At 69.1% G+C, this 14251-nt stretch carries 15 protein-coding genes; 11 read left to right on the top strand and 4 right to left on the bottom strand.

Annotated elements, in window-relative coordinates; translation table 11 throughout:
* The first annotated feature begins 41 nt into the window (after positions 1 to 41).
* The 6 genes from ACWMMN_RS03335 to ACWMMN_RS03310 all read left to right on the top strand — a co-directional run bounded on the left by ACWMMN_RS03335 (position 42) and on the right by ACWMMN_RS03310 (position 7706).
* The gene (locus ACWMMN_RS03335) at positions 42 to 707 is read left to right on the top strand and encodes a paraquat-inducible protein A (RefSeq protein ID WP_059236060.1); all 666 of its coding nucleotides are present in this window, start codon (positions 42 to 44) and stop codon (positions 705 to 707) included.
* Positions 704 to 1333 (top strand): paraquat-inducible protein A, encoded by a 630-nt coding sequence (locus ACWMMN_RS03330; RefSeq protein WP_059236062.1) that lies wholly within the window; start codon positions 704 to 706, stop codon positions 1331 to 1333. The genes ACWMMN_RS03335 and ACWMMN_RS03330 overlap by 4 nt, the downstream gene beginning before the upstream one ends.
* A complete protein-coding gene (locus ACWMMN_RS03325) occupies positions 1326 to 2945 on the top strand; it encodes a PqiB family protein (RefSeq protein WP_059236064.1) in 1620 nt (539 codons plus the stop codon). Before ACWMMN_RS03330 ends, ACWMMN_RS03325 begins: the two co-directional genes overlap by 8 nt.
* Entirely contained in the window at positions 2942 to 3661 is a 720-nt protein-coding gene (locus ACWMMN_RS03320) for a PqiC family protein (protein ID WP_256085572.1), read from the top strand. Before ACWMMN_RS03325 ends, ACWMMN_RS03320 begins: the two co-directional genes overlap by 4 nt.
* 463 nt (positions 3662 to 4124) lie before the next feature.
* Complete coding sequence (locus tag ACWMMN_RS03315) at positions 4125 to 6248, top strand: site-specific recombinase (RefSeq protein ID WP_059236073.1); 2124 nt, start codon at positions 4125 to 4127, stop codon at positions 6246 to 6248.
* Positions 6249 to 6404: 156 nt separating this feature from the next.
* Positions 6405 to 7706, top strand: a complete 1302-nt coding sequence (locus tag ACWMMN_RS03310) for a THUMP domain-containing class I SAM-dependent RNA methyltransferase (RefSeq protein WP_059236074.1) — start codon at positions 6405 to 6407, stop codon at positions 7704 to 7706.
* A gap of 73 nt (positions 7707 to 7779) precedes the next feature.
* Here the strand turns inward: ACWMMN_RS03310 and ACWMMN_RS03305 are convergent, their stop codons facing one another.
* Both ACWMMN_RS03305 and ACWMMN_RS03300 read right to left on the bottom strand, forming a co-directional pair.
* On the bottom strand, positions 7780 to 8244 hold the full coding sequence (locus ACWMMN_RS03305) for an SRPBCC family protein (RefSeq protein WP_059236075.1): 465 nt from the start codon (positions 8242 to 8244) through the stop codon (positions 7780 to 7782).
* Entirely contained in the window at positions 8237 to 8569 is a 333-nt protein-coding gene (locus ACWMMN_RS03300; protein ID WP_059236076.1) for an ArsR/SmtB family transcription factor, read from the bottom strand. Before ACWMMN_RS03300 ends, ACWMMN_RS03305 begins: the two co-directional genes overlap by 8 nt.
* 168 nt (positions 8570 to 8737) lie before the next feature.
* Between ACWMMN_RS03300 and ACWMMN_RS03295 the strand changes: the two genes are divergently transcribed.
* Complete coding sequence (locus ACWMMN_RS03295; protein WP_059236078.1) at positions 8738 to 9142, top strand: VOC family protein; 405 nt, start codon at positions 8738 to 8740, stop codon at positions 9140 to 9142.
* 73 nt (positions 9143 to 9215) lie between these two features.
* Entirely contained in the window at positions 9216 to 9902 is a 687-nt protein-coding gene (locus ACWMMN_RS03290; RefSeq protein WP_059236080.1) for a helix-turn-helix transcriptional regulator, read from the top strand.
* An 81-nt stretch (positions 9903 to 9983) separates the two neighbouring features.
* Here ACWMMN_RS03290 and ACWMMN_RS03285 read toward each other — a convergent pair whose 3' ends face one another.
* Complete coding sequence (locus tag ACWMMN_RS03285) at positions 9984 to 10907, bottom strand: carbon-nitrogen hydrolase family protein (protein ID WP_309291890.1); 924 nt, start codon at positions 10905 to 10907, stop codon at positions 9984 to 9986.
* 80 nt (positions 10908 to 10987) lie between these two features.
* Here ACWMMN_RS03285 and ACWMMN_RS03280 point away from each other — a divergent pair, with 80 nt between their 5' ends.
* The 3 genes from ACWMMN_RS03280 to mnmA all read left to right on the top strand — a co-directional run bounded on the left by ACWMMN_RS03280 (position 10988) and on the right by mnmA (position 13823).
* A complete protein-coding gene (locus ACWMMN_RS03280) occupies positions 10988 to 11908 on the top strand; it encodes a LysR family transcriptional regulator (RefSeq protein WP_059236085.1) in 921 nt (306 codons plus the stop codon).
* A gap of 245 nt (positions 11909 to 12153) precedes the next feature.
* Complete coding sequence (locus ACWMMN_RS03275) at positions 12154 to 12663, top strand: NUDIX hydrolase (RefSeq protein ID WP_059236087.1); 510 nt, start codon at positions 12154 to 12156, stop codon at positions 12661 to 12663.
* Entirely contained in the window at positions 12660 to 13823 is a 1164-nt protein-coding gene (gene mnmA / locus ACWMMN_RS03270; protein ID WP_059236089.1) for a tRNA 2-thiouridine(34) synthase MnmA, read from the top strand. The genes ACWMMN_RS03275 and mnmA overlap by 4 nt, the downstream gene beginning before the upstream one ends.
* A 35-nt stretch (positions 13824 to 13858) precedes the next feature.
* Here the strand turns inward: mnmA and ACWMMN_RS03265 are convergent, their stop codons facing one another.
* Positions 13859 to 14233 carry a winged helix-turn-helix transcriptional regulator gene (locus ACWMMN_RS03265; RefSeq protein ID WP_059236090.1) on the bottom strand — a complete coding sequence of 125 codons (375 nt, stop codon included), beginning with the start codon at positions 14231 to 14233 and terminating at the stop codon, positions 13859 to 13861.
* Positions 14234 to 14251 lie beyond the last annotated feature (18 nt).

The raw sequence follows: 14251 nt of genomic DNA, 5'->3' as shown, positions 1-14251 counted from the left end.
CGTCGACGCGTTCCCCCAGCCGTCGCACAACTGCCTTTTCCATGCAACGAAACGACCTGATTGCCTGCCACGAGTGCGACGCACTGTTGCACAAACCGCGCCTGAGCGGCCGCGAAGTCGCGCGCTGTCCGCGCTGCGGCGCGCTCCTGTATCGCAACAGCGCCGCGCAGATCGAGCGGATTTGCGCGCTCGCGCTCGCGGCATTGATCACGTTCACGATCGCGCAGGCGTTCCCGATCCTCGAAATGGACGTGAACGGCAACCGCGTGCAGACGACGCTGATCGGCGCGATCGACGCGCTGTGGCACCAGGACATGGCCGTCGTCGGCGTGATGGTGTTCTGCTCGACCGTGCTGTTTCCGCTCGTCGAGATGGCCGCGCTGCTGTACCTGCTGCTGCCGATGCGGCGCGGCGTCGTGCCGCCCGGGTTCAACTTCGTGCTGCGCGCGATCGAGCTCGCGCGGCCGTGGAGCATGATCGAAGTGTTCATGCTCGGGATCCTCGTCACGATCGTGAAGATGGTGAGTCTCGCAAGAGTCGTTCCCGATGCCGCGCTGTTCGCATTCGGCGCGCTCACGCTGATGATCGCCGTCGTGCTGATGTTCGATCCCCGTACGCTGTGGGACATCGCCGACGACCTGCGCGCCGGACGCTCGCCCGGGCAGCCCGACCCGGCCGCGCCGCTGCCGGAAGCCGCCCGCCGATGACGATCCCGACCGCCGCCCGCGAGGGCTATGTCAGCTGCCACACGTGCGGGCTCGTGCAGACGCTCGATCATCCTCACGCGCACTGCGCCCGCTGCGGCGCCACGCTCCATTTCAGGACGCCGAACAGCCTGATGCGCACGTGGGCGCTGCTGATCGCGGCCGTGATCCTGTACATTCCGGCGAACCTGCTGCCGATCATGCGCACGTCGTCGATCGTCGGCTCGCAGGAAGACACGATCATGAGCGGCGTCGTGCTGTTCTGGACCTCCGGCGACTGGCCGCTCGCCGTCGTCGTGTTCGTCGCGAGCATCCTCGTGCCGATGCTCAAGCTCGGCGTGCTGTCGATCCTCGTGATCAGCGCGCAGCGCCGCGCCGCATGGCGGCCGCTGCAGCGCACGCGCCTGTTCCGGATCGTCGAGCGCATCGGCCGCTGGTCGATGCTCGACATCTTCGTCGTGACGCTGACCGTCGCGCTCGTCCATTTCCGTTCGCTCGCCATCATCACGGCCGGCCCCGGCGCGCTCGCGTTCGGTTCGGTCGTGATCCTGACGATGCTCGCGTCGATGCAGTTCGATCCCCGCCTGATCTGGGATCCAGTCGAAACCTCAGGGAATCACCATGAATAGTCCACAAGGCCCGCAGCACGACGCGCCCCGGCCGCCCGATCCGACGATCTCGACGAAAAGCGGCTGGCTGCCGTCGCTCGTCTGGCTCGTGCCGCTGATCGCCGCGCTGATCGGCATCGGCCTCGTGATCAAGTCCGTGCGCGAGCGCGGCCCGGAAATCACGATCAGCTTCCACAGCGCCGAAGGGCTCGAGCCCGGCAAGACCCAGGTCAAGTACAAGGACGTCGAGATCGGCATGGTCAAGACGATCAAGCTGTCGAAAGACCTGTCGCGCGTGCTCGTCCAGGTGCAGCTGAAAAAGGAAGCCGAGGACTTCGCGGTCAACGGCTCGCGCTTCTGGATCGTGCGGCCGCGCGTCGGCGCGACCGGCGTGTCGGGGCTCGGCACGCTGCTGTCCGGCGCGTACATCGGCGTCGACGCCGGCCGCGGACAGGACACGCTGACCGACTTCACGGGCCTCGAAACACCGCCCGCCGTCACGGGCGACCAGAAAGGCACGCAATACGTGCTGCGCGGCGATTCGCTCGGCTCGGTCGACATCGGCTCGCCGGTCTACTACCGCCGCGTGCAGGTCGGCCAGGTGGTCGGCTTCTCGCTCGACAAGGACGGCACGGGCGTCACGTTCAACGTGTTCGTCAATGCGCCGTACGACCAGTATGTCGGCATCAACTCGCGCTGGTGGCAGGCGAGCGGCGTCGACCTGCGGCTCGATTCGAGCGGCCTGAAGCTGAACACGCAGTCGCTCGCGACGGTGATCCTCGGCGGCATCGCGTTCCAGACGCCGCCGAACCAGGGCAGCGGTGCGACGGCAGCGAACAACACGACGTTCCGCCTCGGCTCCGACGAGGCCGACGCGATGCGCGACCCGGACGGCCAGCCGCTGCAGGTCGTGATGAACTTCAACCAGTCGCTGCGCGGGCTCGCCGTCGGCGCGCCGGTCGACTTCCGCGGCATCGTGCTCGGTGAAGTGACGAACATCGGCATCGACTTCGATCCGAAGACGAAGAACTTCCTGATGCCGGTGACGATGAACGTGTATCCGGAACGCCTCGGCCGCCGCTTCCGCGAAACGATCGAGAGCAAGGGCGAACCGGCCCGCCGCGAGATCGTCGAGCGGCTCGTCCGGCACGGGCTGCGCGGCCAGCTGCGCACCGGCAACCTGCTGACGAGCCAGCTGTACGTCGCGCTCGACTTCTTCCCGAAGGCGCCGACCGTGAAGATCGACACGACGCGCCAGCCGCTCGAACTGCCGACCGTGCCGAATTCGCTCGACGAACTGCAGCTGCAGGTCGCCGACATCGCGAAGAAGCTCGACAAGGTGCCGTTCGACCAGATCGGCGCGAACCTGAACAGCGCGCTCGCGAACGCCGACAAGCTGTTCAAGCAGCTCGACACGCAGGTCGCGCCGGAAGCGCGCGACACGCTGTCGGCCGCGAAGCAGACCTTCTCGACCGCCGAAGCGACGCTGCAGCAGGATTCGCCGCTGCAGTCCGACGTGCGCGGCGCGCTGAAGGAGCTCACGCGCACGCTGCAATCGCTGAACGCGCTCGCCGACTACCTCGAGCGCCACCCCGAATCGCTGCTCAAGGGCAAGCCAGGAGATAAACAATGACGACACGCGTGAACGGTTTTGCGAGCGGCGCGGCGGCGGCCTTCGCCGCACTCGCGCTCGCCGCGTGCAGCTCGCCGCCCGCGCGGTTCTACACGCTCAGCCCGGCCGACGCCGCAGCGCCGGTGCGCACCGCGCCGGCCAACCCGGCGTTCCTGATCGAGGTGCCATCGGTCGGCGTGCCCGAACAGGTCGCGAAAAACCAGCTGGTCGTGCAGAAGAACGCCGCGCAGGTCGACGTGCTCGAGCAGGAACGCTGGGCGTCGCCGCCCGCCGACGAGATCCGCCGCGCGCTGTCGGACGACCTCGCCGCGCAGCTCGGCACGATCGACGTCGCGAATTCCGCGTACCCGCCCGGCGTGCCCGTGTACCGCGTCAGCGTGAACGTGCAGCGCTTCGAGTCGTGGCCCGGCAAACGCGCGGCGGTCGACGCGGTGTGGAGCGTGCGCTCGCTTGCCACGCAGGCCGTGATGACCTGCCGCACGAGCGTCGCGGAACCGGTCGCCGACGGCTACGACGCGCTCGTCGCCGGCCACCGGCGCGCGCTCGACGTGATTGCGACGCAGGCTGCGGCCGGCGTGCGCGCGATGGCCGCCCGCCGCGGCGCGGCGCCCGCGGCCGGCAGCAAGACGGCGGCCACGCCCGCGCCGGTCGTGCCGTGCCCGGCCAACCCGGCGTCCGGCGGCGACGCCGGCGCGACGGGCAAGTCCGGCGCGTAAGCGGGCAGCGCGCAGGCGAGCGCTCGAAGCGGCGCTCGCCTGCGTGGCGTATCCGAGAGCGATCGCCGGCCGTGACAGGCGGCATCGCGCCGCCACGACCTGCACCGCGCCTCATCTTCATCGGCCGAACGGCGACTTTGCATTGTTTGTCAAAGTCGGCCGGAACCGGCGCCACGCCACACGGTCGGCTTGCGTTTTCCGGCCCGATTGACGATCCTACGCACTTTCCGGCTCGCGCCGTTCGTCGTACGCGCCGGCCGGCGACGCCGGGCCGCGTTCGGTCCGACCGCCGTGACGCCCTGCGCCCGCACGCACACCGCGTGCACCGCAGCGGGGCAGCCGCATCGCGGGTCGCCGCGCATCGTCCGGCAACCGCCTCGTCTCATCCGTTCTCCCCGGCGCCGTGCCGTTTCCCCGGCAGGCTTCCCGAACCCGCCCGTCCAGGGCTTTCGCTATTCCGTTTATGTTTCGTTCCCTGACGACCCTGATCAAGAAGTGGCGCGCGTCGCGCAATGCCGGTCACCAGCTCGATGCGCTGCTCGCGCATGCCGACGCCGATGCGTCGTATGCCGAGCGCAGCGAATGGCTGATCGAGCTCGCGCACTGGCTGCACCGCAACGGCACGATGCAGGCCGCGCAGGACACCCCGGCCGATCGCGACGTCGACACGCGCGCGTATCCGGCTCATGCGCGGCTGCGCTACCTGTTCCACGTGCTCGACCGCAACCCCGCCTGGAAAGCGCATGCCGCGCGCATCCTGCGCGGCATCCTGCGCGAGTGCGACGGCATCTCGCTGCTGTGCGACGCCGGCATGCCCGTGCACTCGGGCTTCTTCGGCGCGCTGTTCGAGCGGATCGACTCGTCGCTGATCCCGCCCGCGCCGAACCGCCGCGAGCTGTCGGCGCTGTTCACGCTGATGTTCCCGGCGCCGGAAGACGCGAAGTGGATCGACGCGCTGCCCGACGACCTGCTCGCGCGCCTCGCCGAGCTGATTTCGTTCGACGTCACCGAGGAAGAGCGCCACGAACCCGGCTCGTTCTCGCGCGACCTGCTGGCCGCACTGCATAACCTGACCTGCCAGATCAGCTCGACCGGCCTGTCGCAGACGGTACGCAGCCGGCTGTCCGACGACGACGCGCGCAAGCCGCTCGAATCGCAGCCGTTCTACCGGCTCACGCGCGCGATGCTCGCGGTCGAGACCGCGCACGCGGCCGTCGAGGACGGCGGCGACCCGAGCAAGCTGCTGCACGAGGTGAACTATCTGCGCGTGCTGCTCGACGAATGCCGGATCGCCGTCGACGACGTGTTTTCGCACCTGTACCGCAACGGCGTGTCGGTCGACATCGTGTTCCAGGTCGAGCGGATGCGCATGCGCATCCTGCGTGCGGAAACACTGCTGAACGCGTGGATGGCGCGCGACGACCTGCGCGGGATGGCGCACCTGACGGCCGAACTCGTCGACGCGAACCAGAACAGCCAGAGCGTCACGCACCTCGTGCGCAGCAACTTCTCGCTGTTCGCGCGCAAGCTCGTCGAGACCAACGCGGACACCGGCGAGCACTACATCTCGCGCGGCCGCGCCGAGTACCTGAAGATGCTGCGGATGGCCGCGGGCGGCGGCCTCGTCACCGTCGCGACCGTGTGCGTGAAGTTCGCGATCACGGGCGCGCACCTGCAGTCGATGCTCGAAGGGCTGCTCGCCGGCGTCAACTACGCGGCCAGCTTCATGCTGATGCACTTCCTGCACTTCACGCTCGCGACCAAGCAGCCCGCGATGACCGCGCCGACGCTTGCGCGCGAGCTCGACGACACCGGCCACGAGGAAGGCGTGAAGGCGTTCGTGTCGTCGGTGATCGCGCTGATCCGCACCCAGGCTGCCGCGATTTCCGGCAACGTGCTCGTCGTGCTGCCCGTGTGCCTGCTCGTGCAGCTGTTCGCGGGCAACGTGCTGCACGCGAATCTGATCTCGCCCGACAAGGCGCACGCGACACTCCACTCGTTCTCGCTGCTCGGGCCGACGCCGCTCTACGCTGCGCTGACGGGCGTGCTGCTGTGGGCGTCGAGCCTGCTCGCGGGCTGGGCCGACAACTGGTTCGTGCTGCACCGGGTCGGCGACGCGCTCGCGTACAACCGCCGGCTGCGCCTCACGCTCGGCGCGGCCGGCGCCGCGAAGCTCGCGCACTTCTGCCGCTCGAACGTCGCCGGCGTGGTCGCGAACGTCGGCCTCGGCCTGATGCTCGGCCTCGTGCCGGCGATCGTCACCGTATTCATGTTCCCGTTCGAGGTGCGCCACGTGACGCTGTCGGCCGGCTCGATCGGGATCGCGCTCGGCGTGCTGGGCAAGGATGCGCTCACGACGCCCGAACTGTGGTGGGCCGGCGCCGGCGTGCTCAGCATGGCGATCCTCAACGTGCTGGTGAGCTTCGCGCTCGCGTTCACGATGGCCGTGCGCTCGCGCAGCCTGCGCCGCACCAAGGTGCGCGCGCTCGTCGCCGCGATCGTCCGCACGGTGCTGTCGAATCCGCTCGCGCTGTTCTGGCCGGCCGGCGGCCAGGCCGAACGCGCCGGTCAGACGGGCTCGCACTGAGCCCGCGGCGGTGCGGCGGCGCCCGGCCGGGTGTCGCCGCGCCTGCCTCCCGGCACGCGAAAGCAGCCGCCCTGCGGGCGCTGCCACACCGAAACGCCGGCCCCGGCCGCCCGCGCCGCGTACAATGGTGGACTTTTGCACGTCCTCACCCGCCTTATGTCCTCGCCCACCCTGTTCGAATTCTTCGCCCCCTGCCCGCGCGGCCTCGAAGCGGCGCTTGCCGCCGAGCTGGCCGAAATCGCCGGCCGCCACCTGAACGGCGCGCCGTTCACCGCGGGCGCGCAGGTGCCGGGCGGCGTCCATTTCAGCGGCGGCTGGGCCGCCGGCATGGCCGCGAACCTCCATTCGCGGATCGCGAGCCGGATCCTGCTGAAGATCGCGCACCGCGCGTACCGCAACGAGCAGGACGTCTACGCGCTCGCGCTCGAGCAGCCGTGGGAGCGCTGGTTCGCGGCCACGCAGACGCTGCGCGTCGACATCACCGCGATCAAGTCGCCGCTGAAGAGCCTCGAATTCGCGACGTTGCGCGTGAAGGACGCGATCTGCGACCGGATGCGCGACAAGACCGGCGCGCGCCCGAGCATCGACACCGGTGCGCCGGATGTGCGCGTGTTCGCGTTCCTGACCGCCAACGAGTGCACGCTGTACCTCGATACGTCGGGCGAACCGCTGTTCAAGCGCGGCTGGCGTCTCGACAAGGGCGCGGCGCCGCTGCGCGAGAACCTCGCGGCCGGCATCCTGCGCCTGACGGGCTGGACGCCCGGCACCGCGCTGTACGACCCGATGTGCGGCAGCGGCACGTTCCTCGCGGAAGCCGCGCAGATCGCACTCGGCGTGGCGCCCGGCTGCGAACGCCGGTTCGGCTTCGAAAAGCTCAAGCAGTACGACATCACCGCGTGGCAGGGGCTGAAGGTCCCGGCGCTGGACGCGAAGCGCGCGGCGCGCGCCAAGCGCAACGACGCGCTCGGCGTGTACGGCAGCGACATTTCCGGCGACATGCTCGAGAAGGCCCGCGCGAACCTCGAGCGCGCGGGCGTGCCGTCGGTGTGGCTCAAGCAGGTCGACGCACGCGGGATGACGCCGCCGTGCGACGCGCCGGGCATCATCCTCGCGAACCCGCCGTACGGGGAGCGGATCGAAGTGCGCGGCCGCAGCGCGCGCGGCGAAGTGCGCGAAACCGGCCGCAACCGCGGCAACGACGACGCGTTCCGCCGCACGCACACCGACGCGCCGGACAGCGAGTTCTTCAACGTGCTCGGCGATGCGCTGAAGCAGCGCTTCACGGGCTGGCAGGCGTTCCTGCTGACGTCCGACCGTTCGCTGCCGGGCCTGCTGCGCCTGCGCGAATCGGCCAAGACGCCGCTGTTCAACGGCGCGCTCGAATGCCGGCTGTTCCGCTTCGACCTGATCGCCGGCAGCGTGAAGGCACGCCCGGCCGCGCCGGAAGGCGACGCATAAGCATTCGTCCGCTTCCACAAGCGACGACGTCTCAGGGGCCGCTATCGCGGCCCCTGTGCCATTTCGCAGCCGGTCAGTGCTTCGATTTCGACCAGCGCCCCATCGTGAACGGCAGCGCGTGCCCCGTCTCGAGCAGCGTCTTCAGGCTCGACAGCACGACCGGCCAGCCGCCGCGAATGCCGCGATCCATCTCCGAACCGGCCACGAGCCCGTCGTGCGTGACGGTCAGCTTCACGACGCCTTCATGCGGCTCGACGAGGTAGGTCACGCGCGATTCCTCGCCCTCCCCCGACGGCGTGCGCCACGTGACCACCAGCCGGTGCGGCGGATCGTTCTCCACCACTTCGCCGACGATGTCGACCCGCGACGGATCGTCGTAGTCCTGATGTTCCCAGCGCGAGCCCGGCCGCCAGTCGGGTGACGCATTGCGATGCCGCACCCAGTAGTCTTTCGTCAGCTCGGCGTTGGTCAACGCATCGAACACGCGCTCGGGCGTCGCTGCGATGAAGGTCACGTACACAAAGGCGGGATTACCCATCGTCGTCTCCTGTTTCGCCGGCCGCTTCGAGCCCGCGCTTGAGATCCGCCAGCGCCTGGAGGCGCTGACGCTCGAACTTGCCGATCCAGCGTTCCGCGATGTCGTGGATCGGCACCGGATTCAGGTAATGCAGCTTCTCCCTGCCGCGCCACGTCGTCGCGACGAGATTCGCGGCCTCGAGCAGCGCGAGATGCTTGCTCACGGCCTGCCGGCTCATCGCGAGCCCGTCGCACAGCTCGGACAGCGTCTGGCCGCTCTTTGCGTGCAGCAGGTCCAGCAACTGACGGCGCGTGGCATCGGCCAGCGCCCTGAAAACGAGATCCATGCCACTCCCGGGTCAATGGCTTTATTATGCAACCAAATGGTTGCATGTCAAGGATGACAACTCTACTGACAATACGGTGTCAGCAGCCCGCGCTCACACTGCAATCCCGGCGCAATGCAGGCTGGTTTCCGCACCGAACCCGAATAACAACGCAACAAGGAGCTCGTCATGACAACCGCAACTGCCACCGCAACCCTGGAACGCGCAATCGCCTGGTTCGACATTCCGTCCCTCGATTTCGAACGGGCGATCCGCTTTTACGAAACCGTGCTGCAGACCACGTTGCGGCGCGAAATCTTCGGCGGCGTGCCGATGGCCACGTTCGATCGCGAGGCGTCGAGCACGGGCGGCAGCATCGTGTTCGATCCGCAGCAGATGAAGCCGAGCGCGAACGGCGTGCTCGTCTACCTGAACGCAGGCGAATCGGTCGTCGCGGCGCTCGAACGTGCGAAGCGCGCGGGCGGCGTCGTGCAGGGCACGGTCGTCGAGCTGCCGAACAACTACGGCTACGTCGGCTACCTGATCGACACCGAAGGCAACCGCGTCGGTCTGCACGCGCCGAAATGCCACTGAGCGCACCGGTCAGCGGGCGGGCGCGGCGCTATCATCGCGAAGTCCCCGTAACGGAAGGAATCGAGGTGCTGTCATGACCCGCCGTGCCGACCGCCTGTTCCAGATCGCCGAGCTGCTGCGCGGGCGTCGTCTCACGACCGCGCAGCAGCTGGCCGACTGGCTGTCGGTGTCACCGCGCACGGTCTATCGCGACGTGCGCGACCTGCAACTGTCAGGGGTGCCGATCGAAGGCGAGGCCGGCATCGGTTACCGGCTGAACCGCAACGCGAGCTTGCCGCCGCTCACGTTCACGGCCGAGGAGCTCTCGGCGCTCGCCACCGGCGCGCGCATGCTCGAGACCTGGGGCGGCGCGCGCTTCGCGAGTGGCGCGCGCTCGGCGCTCGCGAAGATCGCGTCGGCGATGCCGGCCGACAAGCGCACGGCGCTCGACCGCCTGCCGGTGTTCGCGCCGTCGTTCCACATCGACGAGACGTTCTGCGCAAAGGTCGACGCGATCCACCAGGCCATCGACACGCGCCACATCGTGAGCTTCGACTATCGCGACCGGCTCGGCGCGCATTCGCAACGCCGCGTATGGCCGCTCGGTCTCGTCTACTGGGGCGGGCGCTGGACGATCGGCGCGTGGTGCGAGCTGCGCGGCGATTTCCGCACCTTCGACATCGCGCGAATGGGCGACATCACCGTGCACGAGCAGTTTCCGGACATGGAAGGACGGCGGATCGCCGACTACATGCGGATCGCGGAAGCGCCGATGCGCTGACGCTCTACGGCGGCGGGCGCGAAGCCGCGCGCCGCCGTCATTCGTCGCCCGACCGCCGTTCGGCGCCCGGCCCTTCCCGCGTTATCCGCCGAACACCACCGGCCGCTTCGGCCGCTCGTCGACGTGCAGCGAAAACACGTCCGCCCGCGCGTAGTGGCCGACGACGTCGAAATCGTAGCGCGCCCGCACCAGCTCGTCGGTATCGATGTGCGCGGTCACGAGCCCGGCCTCGCCGATCAGCGGCTCCGTCAGCAGGTCGCCGAGCGGCCCGACGATCACGCTGCCGCCGCGGATCAGCGGCCGCTCGGGATCCCAGCCCGGCACGTCGATGCCGAGCGCACGCGGCGACGGCTGCACCTGGCACGCGCTCACGACGAAGCAACGCCCTTCATGCGCGATGTGGCGCATCGAGCTCTGCCACAGGTCGCGCTCGTCGACAGTCGGCGCACACCAGATCTGCACGCCTTTCGCGTACATCGCGCAGCGCAGCAGCGGCATGTGGTTCTCCCAGCAGATCGCGGCGCCCGCGCGGCCGGCTGCCGTTTCGACGACGGGCAGCGTCGAGCCGTCGCCCTGCCCCCAGATCAGCCGCTCGGTGCCGGTCGGCATCAGCTTGCGGTGCTTCGCGACGAGCCCGTCGCGCGGATCGAAGAACAGCGCCGTGCAGTACAGCGTGCTGCCGCCGCGCTCGATCACGCCGACCACGAGGCTCGCTCCCGTACGCTGCGACAGCGCGGCCAGCTCGTCGGTCTCGGGCCCCGGCACGTCGATCGCCTGCGCAGCATAGCGCGCATACGCGTCGCGGCCTTCGGGCAGCCGGTAGCCGAGCCGCGTGCCGAAGATTTCGCCTTTCGGATAGCCGCCGAGCACGGCCTCGGGCAGCACGACGAGCGACGCGCCGCTGTCGCGAATCGCGGTTTCGTAGCCGAGGATCGTGTCGAGCGTAGCGCGCGTACCGGCGGGCGACGCGCCGATCTGCAAGGCGGCGATGACTGACGTGGACATGGTGGCGACTCCGGTGAATGGGATGCCGCCATCTTTATCGATAAGATGTCATCGATCAAATCGATAGAAAGATATCTGTCATGAATGTGGATGATATCGCCGGCCTCGACCTGAACCTGCTGAAGGTGTTCGAGGCGCTGTACGAGGAAGGCGGCGCGAGCCGGGCGGCGCTGCGGCTCGGCCTCACGCAGTCGGCCGTCAGCGCGGCACTCGCGCGGCTGCGCGTGATCTACGCCGATCCGCTGTTCGTGCGCACCGGCCGCGGGCTCGCGCCGACGCCGCGCGCGGACGAACTGAAGCCGATCCTGTCCGACGCGCTCGACCGCTGCCGCGAAAGCCTCGCGATCGCGGCCGACAGCGGCGAGCGCGTTGGCCGCACGATCTCGGTCGGGCTGTCCGACGACTTCGAGATCGCGCTCGGCCGCGCGCTGATCGATGCGGTCGCGCGCGAAGCCGCGGGCATCCGGCTGATCTTCCGGCAGACCCACAGCGGCATCGCCGGCGATGCGCTGCTGCGGCACGGTGTCGATCTCGCGATCGCGTCGGGCGGGTTCTCGGCGAACGGGCTCAGCCGGCGCGCGGTCGCGACGGGCGGCTATGCGTGCCTGATCGACCCGGGCGCCCGCGCTCAGCGGCCGCGCACGTTGACGCTCGCCGACTTCCTGCGGCGCGACCACCTGCTCGTGTCGTCGGGCGGCGTGATCGGGATCGTCGACGAGGCGCTGGCCGCGCTCGGCCACAAGCGGCGCGTCGCCGCATCGACCACGCATTTCGCCGCGCTGCCGTACCTGCTCGCCGGCTCCGACGCGATCGCAACGATTCCCGCGCACGCAGCGCGCACGATCGCGCAATCGACGCCGCTGCGCGCGCTCGCGTGCCCGGTCGACCTGCCGCGCTATCCGGTCGAAATCGGCTGGCGCACGAGTACGCAGCGCGATCCGGCAATCGTGCGCGTGCGCGACACGATCGCCGCGTGCGTCACGCGCCTCGTCGCGCCATGAACGACGGCGCGTCAGCGCTGCCTGCCGCGCCGCCGGCGTGTGCCGAATCCGCACAACCGCATGGACGCCGCTTTTCACCCGGGACGACGGCCGTGCCGCCGTGTTCCGCACGATCGATCGTGCATGAACGCGGCGCGAACCGGACCCGTGCCGCAGCACATCGGCAGGATGCAGCGCTTACGGGGTCGGATTCGTCTAACGAGAGGGCCGGCAGCGTTCGGGCGCAACCGGTAAAATGCCGAACCATGAAACCCGAAATCTGGACCCCGCATGTGACGGTCGCCGCGCTCGTCGAGCACGCCGGCCGCTTTCTCGTGATCGAGGAAGAAACCTCGACGGGCCTGCGCATCAACCAGCCGGCCGGTCATCTCGAGGCCGGCGAAACGCTGGCCGACGCCGTGATCCGCGAAACGCTCGAGGAAACCGCGCACCCGTTCACGCCCGACGCGCTCGTCGGCGTCTATCTCGCGCACTACGACCGCCCCGGCACCGCCGGCGCGACCTACCTGCGCTTCACGTTCTGCGGCAGGGCCGGCGAACCGGTCGCGGGCCATGTGCTCGACGAAGGCATCGTCCGCACGCTGTGGATGACGGCCGACGAACTGCGCGCGTGCAGCGAGCGCCATCGCTCGCCCGCGGTGATGCGCTGCGTCGACGACTATCTCGCCGGGCGGCGCATTCCGCTCGATTTCGTGCATACGCATTCGGTCGCGCCGCGCCCCGAGGCATTCGAACGTCAGGCGGTCAACAAATGAGCAAGCGCCGTGTGGTGGTGGGCATGTCGGGCGGCGTCGATTCGTCGGTGACGGCATGGCTGCTGAAGGAACAGGGCTACGACGTGGTCGGCCTGTTCATGAAGAACTGGGAAGACGATGACGACGGAGAGTACTGCTCGACGCGCCAGGACTGGATCGACGTCGTGTCGGTGGCCGACCTGATCGGCATCGACGTGGAAGCCGTCAACTTCGCCGCGGAATACAAGGACCGCGTGTTCGCCGAGTTCCTGCGCGAATACTCGGCCGGCCGCACGCCGAACCCGGACGTGCTGTGCAACGCCGAGATCAAGTTCAAGGCGTTCCTCGACCACGCGATGTCGCTCGACGCGGAAATGATCGCGACCGGCCACTATGCGCGCGTGCGCGAACGCGACGGGCGTTTCGAACTGCTGAAGGCGTTCGATCATACGAAAGACCAGTCGTACTTCCTGCACCGGCTGAACCAGGCGCAACTGTCGAAGACGATGTTCCCGCTCGGCGAGATCCCGAAGACGAAGGTGCGCGAGATCGCCGCGCAGATCGGGCTGCCGAACGCGAAGAAGAAGGATTCGACCGGCATCTGCTTCATCGGCGAACGGCCGTTCCGCGATTTCCTGAACCGCTACCTGCCGACGAAGCCCGGCCCGATGAAGACGCCCGACGGCAAGGTGGTCGGCGAACACATCGGCCTCGCGTTCTACACGTTCGGCCAGCGCAAGGGCATCGGCCTCGGCGGCAGCAAGAGCGGCAGCGGCGAACCATGGTTCGTCGCCGCGAAGGACATCGCGTCGAACACGCTGTACGTCGTGCAGGGCCACGATCATCCGTGGCTGCTGTCGCGCCAGCTCGTCGCCGGCAACGTCAGCTGGGTCGCCGGCGAGCCGCCGGCCGACGGCTTCGCATGCGGCGCGAAGACGCGATACCGGCAGGCCGATGCGGCATGCGCATTCGGCGCCGCGCCCGCCGGCCCGGAAGGCGAAGCCCGCTTCTCGCTCGCATTCGACGACGCGCAGTGGGCCGTCACGCCCGGCCAGTCGGCCGTGCTGTACGACGGCGAGATCTGTCTCGGCGGCGGCATCATCGAACTCGCGACAACCGGCCAGCCCGGTCAGGCCACGCCCGCGGAAGGCCACGCGCCGGCACTCGCCGACGCACGCTGACACACCGGCGGCGCGCGAGCGCCGCCGCCCCTCGTTCAGCGCATGCTTTGCAACGCCGCATCGTAGCGCTCGCGTGCCGCGTCGAGCGCGGGGAAATGCCGCTCCGCCCACCGGTCGAGCGCCACCAGCGTCTGCACCAGCGATCCTGCCACCGGTGTCAGCCGGTATTCGACATGCACGCGCCGGGCGTCGATCTCGACACGCTCGATCAGCCCGTTGCGCACCAGCTCGCGCAGCGTTTGCGTGAGCACCTTCTGCGAAATCCCGCCGATGCGCCGCAGCAGCTCGCCGTTGCGCAACGGCCGCTCGGCCAGCGCCGGCAGGATCAGCAGCGTCCATTTGCCGGCGATCAGGGCCAGCGCGTCGCGCGCCGAGCAATCCGCCGCATAGACGTTGCCGGGAAATGCCATGGTTACCTCCGGGTACGT

It is taken from the genome of Burkholderia cepacia complex sp. TUM26381, from assembly GCF_057439935.1.
Note: the sequence above shows the minus strand (reverse complement) of the source record. Positions and strands in the feature narration are given on the sequence as shown.

Coding starts and splice junctions, on each gene's coding strand:
- ACWMMN_RS03290 (WP_059236080.1), top strand. CDS start 9,216: ATGACCCGCCGTGCCGACCGCCTGTTCCAGATCGCCGAGCTGCTGCGC.
- ACWMMN_RS03330 (WP_059236062.1), top strand. CDS start 704: ATGACGATCCCGACCGCCGCCCGCGAGGGCTATGTCAGCTGCCACACG.
- ACWMMN_RS03310 (WP_059236074.1), top strand. CDS start 6,405: ATGTCCTCGCCCACCCTGTTCGAATTCTTCGCCCCCTGCCCGCGCGGC.
- ACWMMN_RS03300 (WP_059236076.1), bottom strand. CDS start 8,569: ATGGATCTCGTTTTCAGGGCGCTGGCCGATGCCACGCGCCGTCAGTTG.
- ACWMMN_RS03295 (WP_059236078.1), top strand. CDS start 8,738: ATGACAACCGCAACTGCCACCGCAACCCTGGAACGCGCAATCGCCTGG.
- ACWMMN_RS03275 (WP_059236087.1), top strand. CDS start 12,154: ATGAAACCCGAAATCTGGACCCCGCATGTGACGGTCGCCGCGCTCGTC.
- ACWMMN_RS03305 (WP_059236075.1), bottom strand. CDS start 8,244: ATGGGTAATCCCGCCTTTGTGTACGTGACCTTCATCGCAGCGACGCCC.
- ACWMMN_RS03285 (WP_309291890.1), bottom strand. CDS start 10,907: ATGTCCACGTCAGTCATCGCCGCCTTGCAGATCGGCGCGTCGCCCGCC.
- mnmA (WP_059236089.1), top strand. CDS start 12,660: ATGAGCAAGCGCCGTGTGGTGGTGGGCATGTCGGGCGGCGTCGATTCG.
- ACWMMN_RS03280 (WP_059236085.1), top strand. CDS start 10,988: ATGAATGTGGATGATATCGCCGGCCTCGACCTGAACCTGCTGAAGGTG.
- ACWMMN_RS03335 (WP_059236060.1), top strand. CDS start 42: ATGCAACGAAACGACCTGATTGCCTGCCACGAGTGCGACGCACTGTTG.
- ACWMMN_RS03325 (WP_059236064.1), top strand. CDS start 1,326: ATGAATAGTCCACAAGGCCCGCAGCACGACGCGCCCCGGCCGCCCGAT.
- ACWMMN_RS03320 (WP_256085572.1), top strand. CDS start 2,942: ATGACGACACGCGTGAACGGTTTTGCGAGCGGCGCGGCGGCGGCCTTC.
- ACWMMN_RS03315 (WP_059236073.1), top strand. CDS start 4,125: ATGTTTCGTTCCCTGACGACCCTGATCAAGAAGTGGCGCGCGTCGCGC.
- ACWMMN_RS03265 (WP_059236090.1), bottom strand. CDS start 14,233: ATGGCATTTCCCGGCAACGTCTATGCGGCGGATTGCTCGGCGCGCGAC.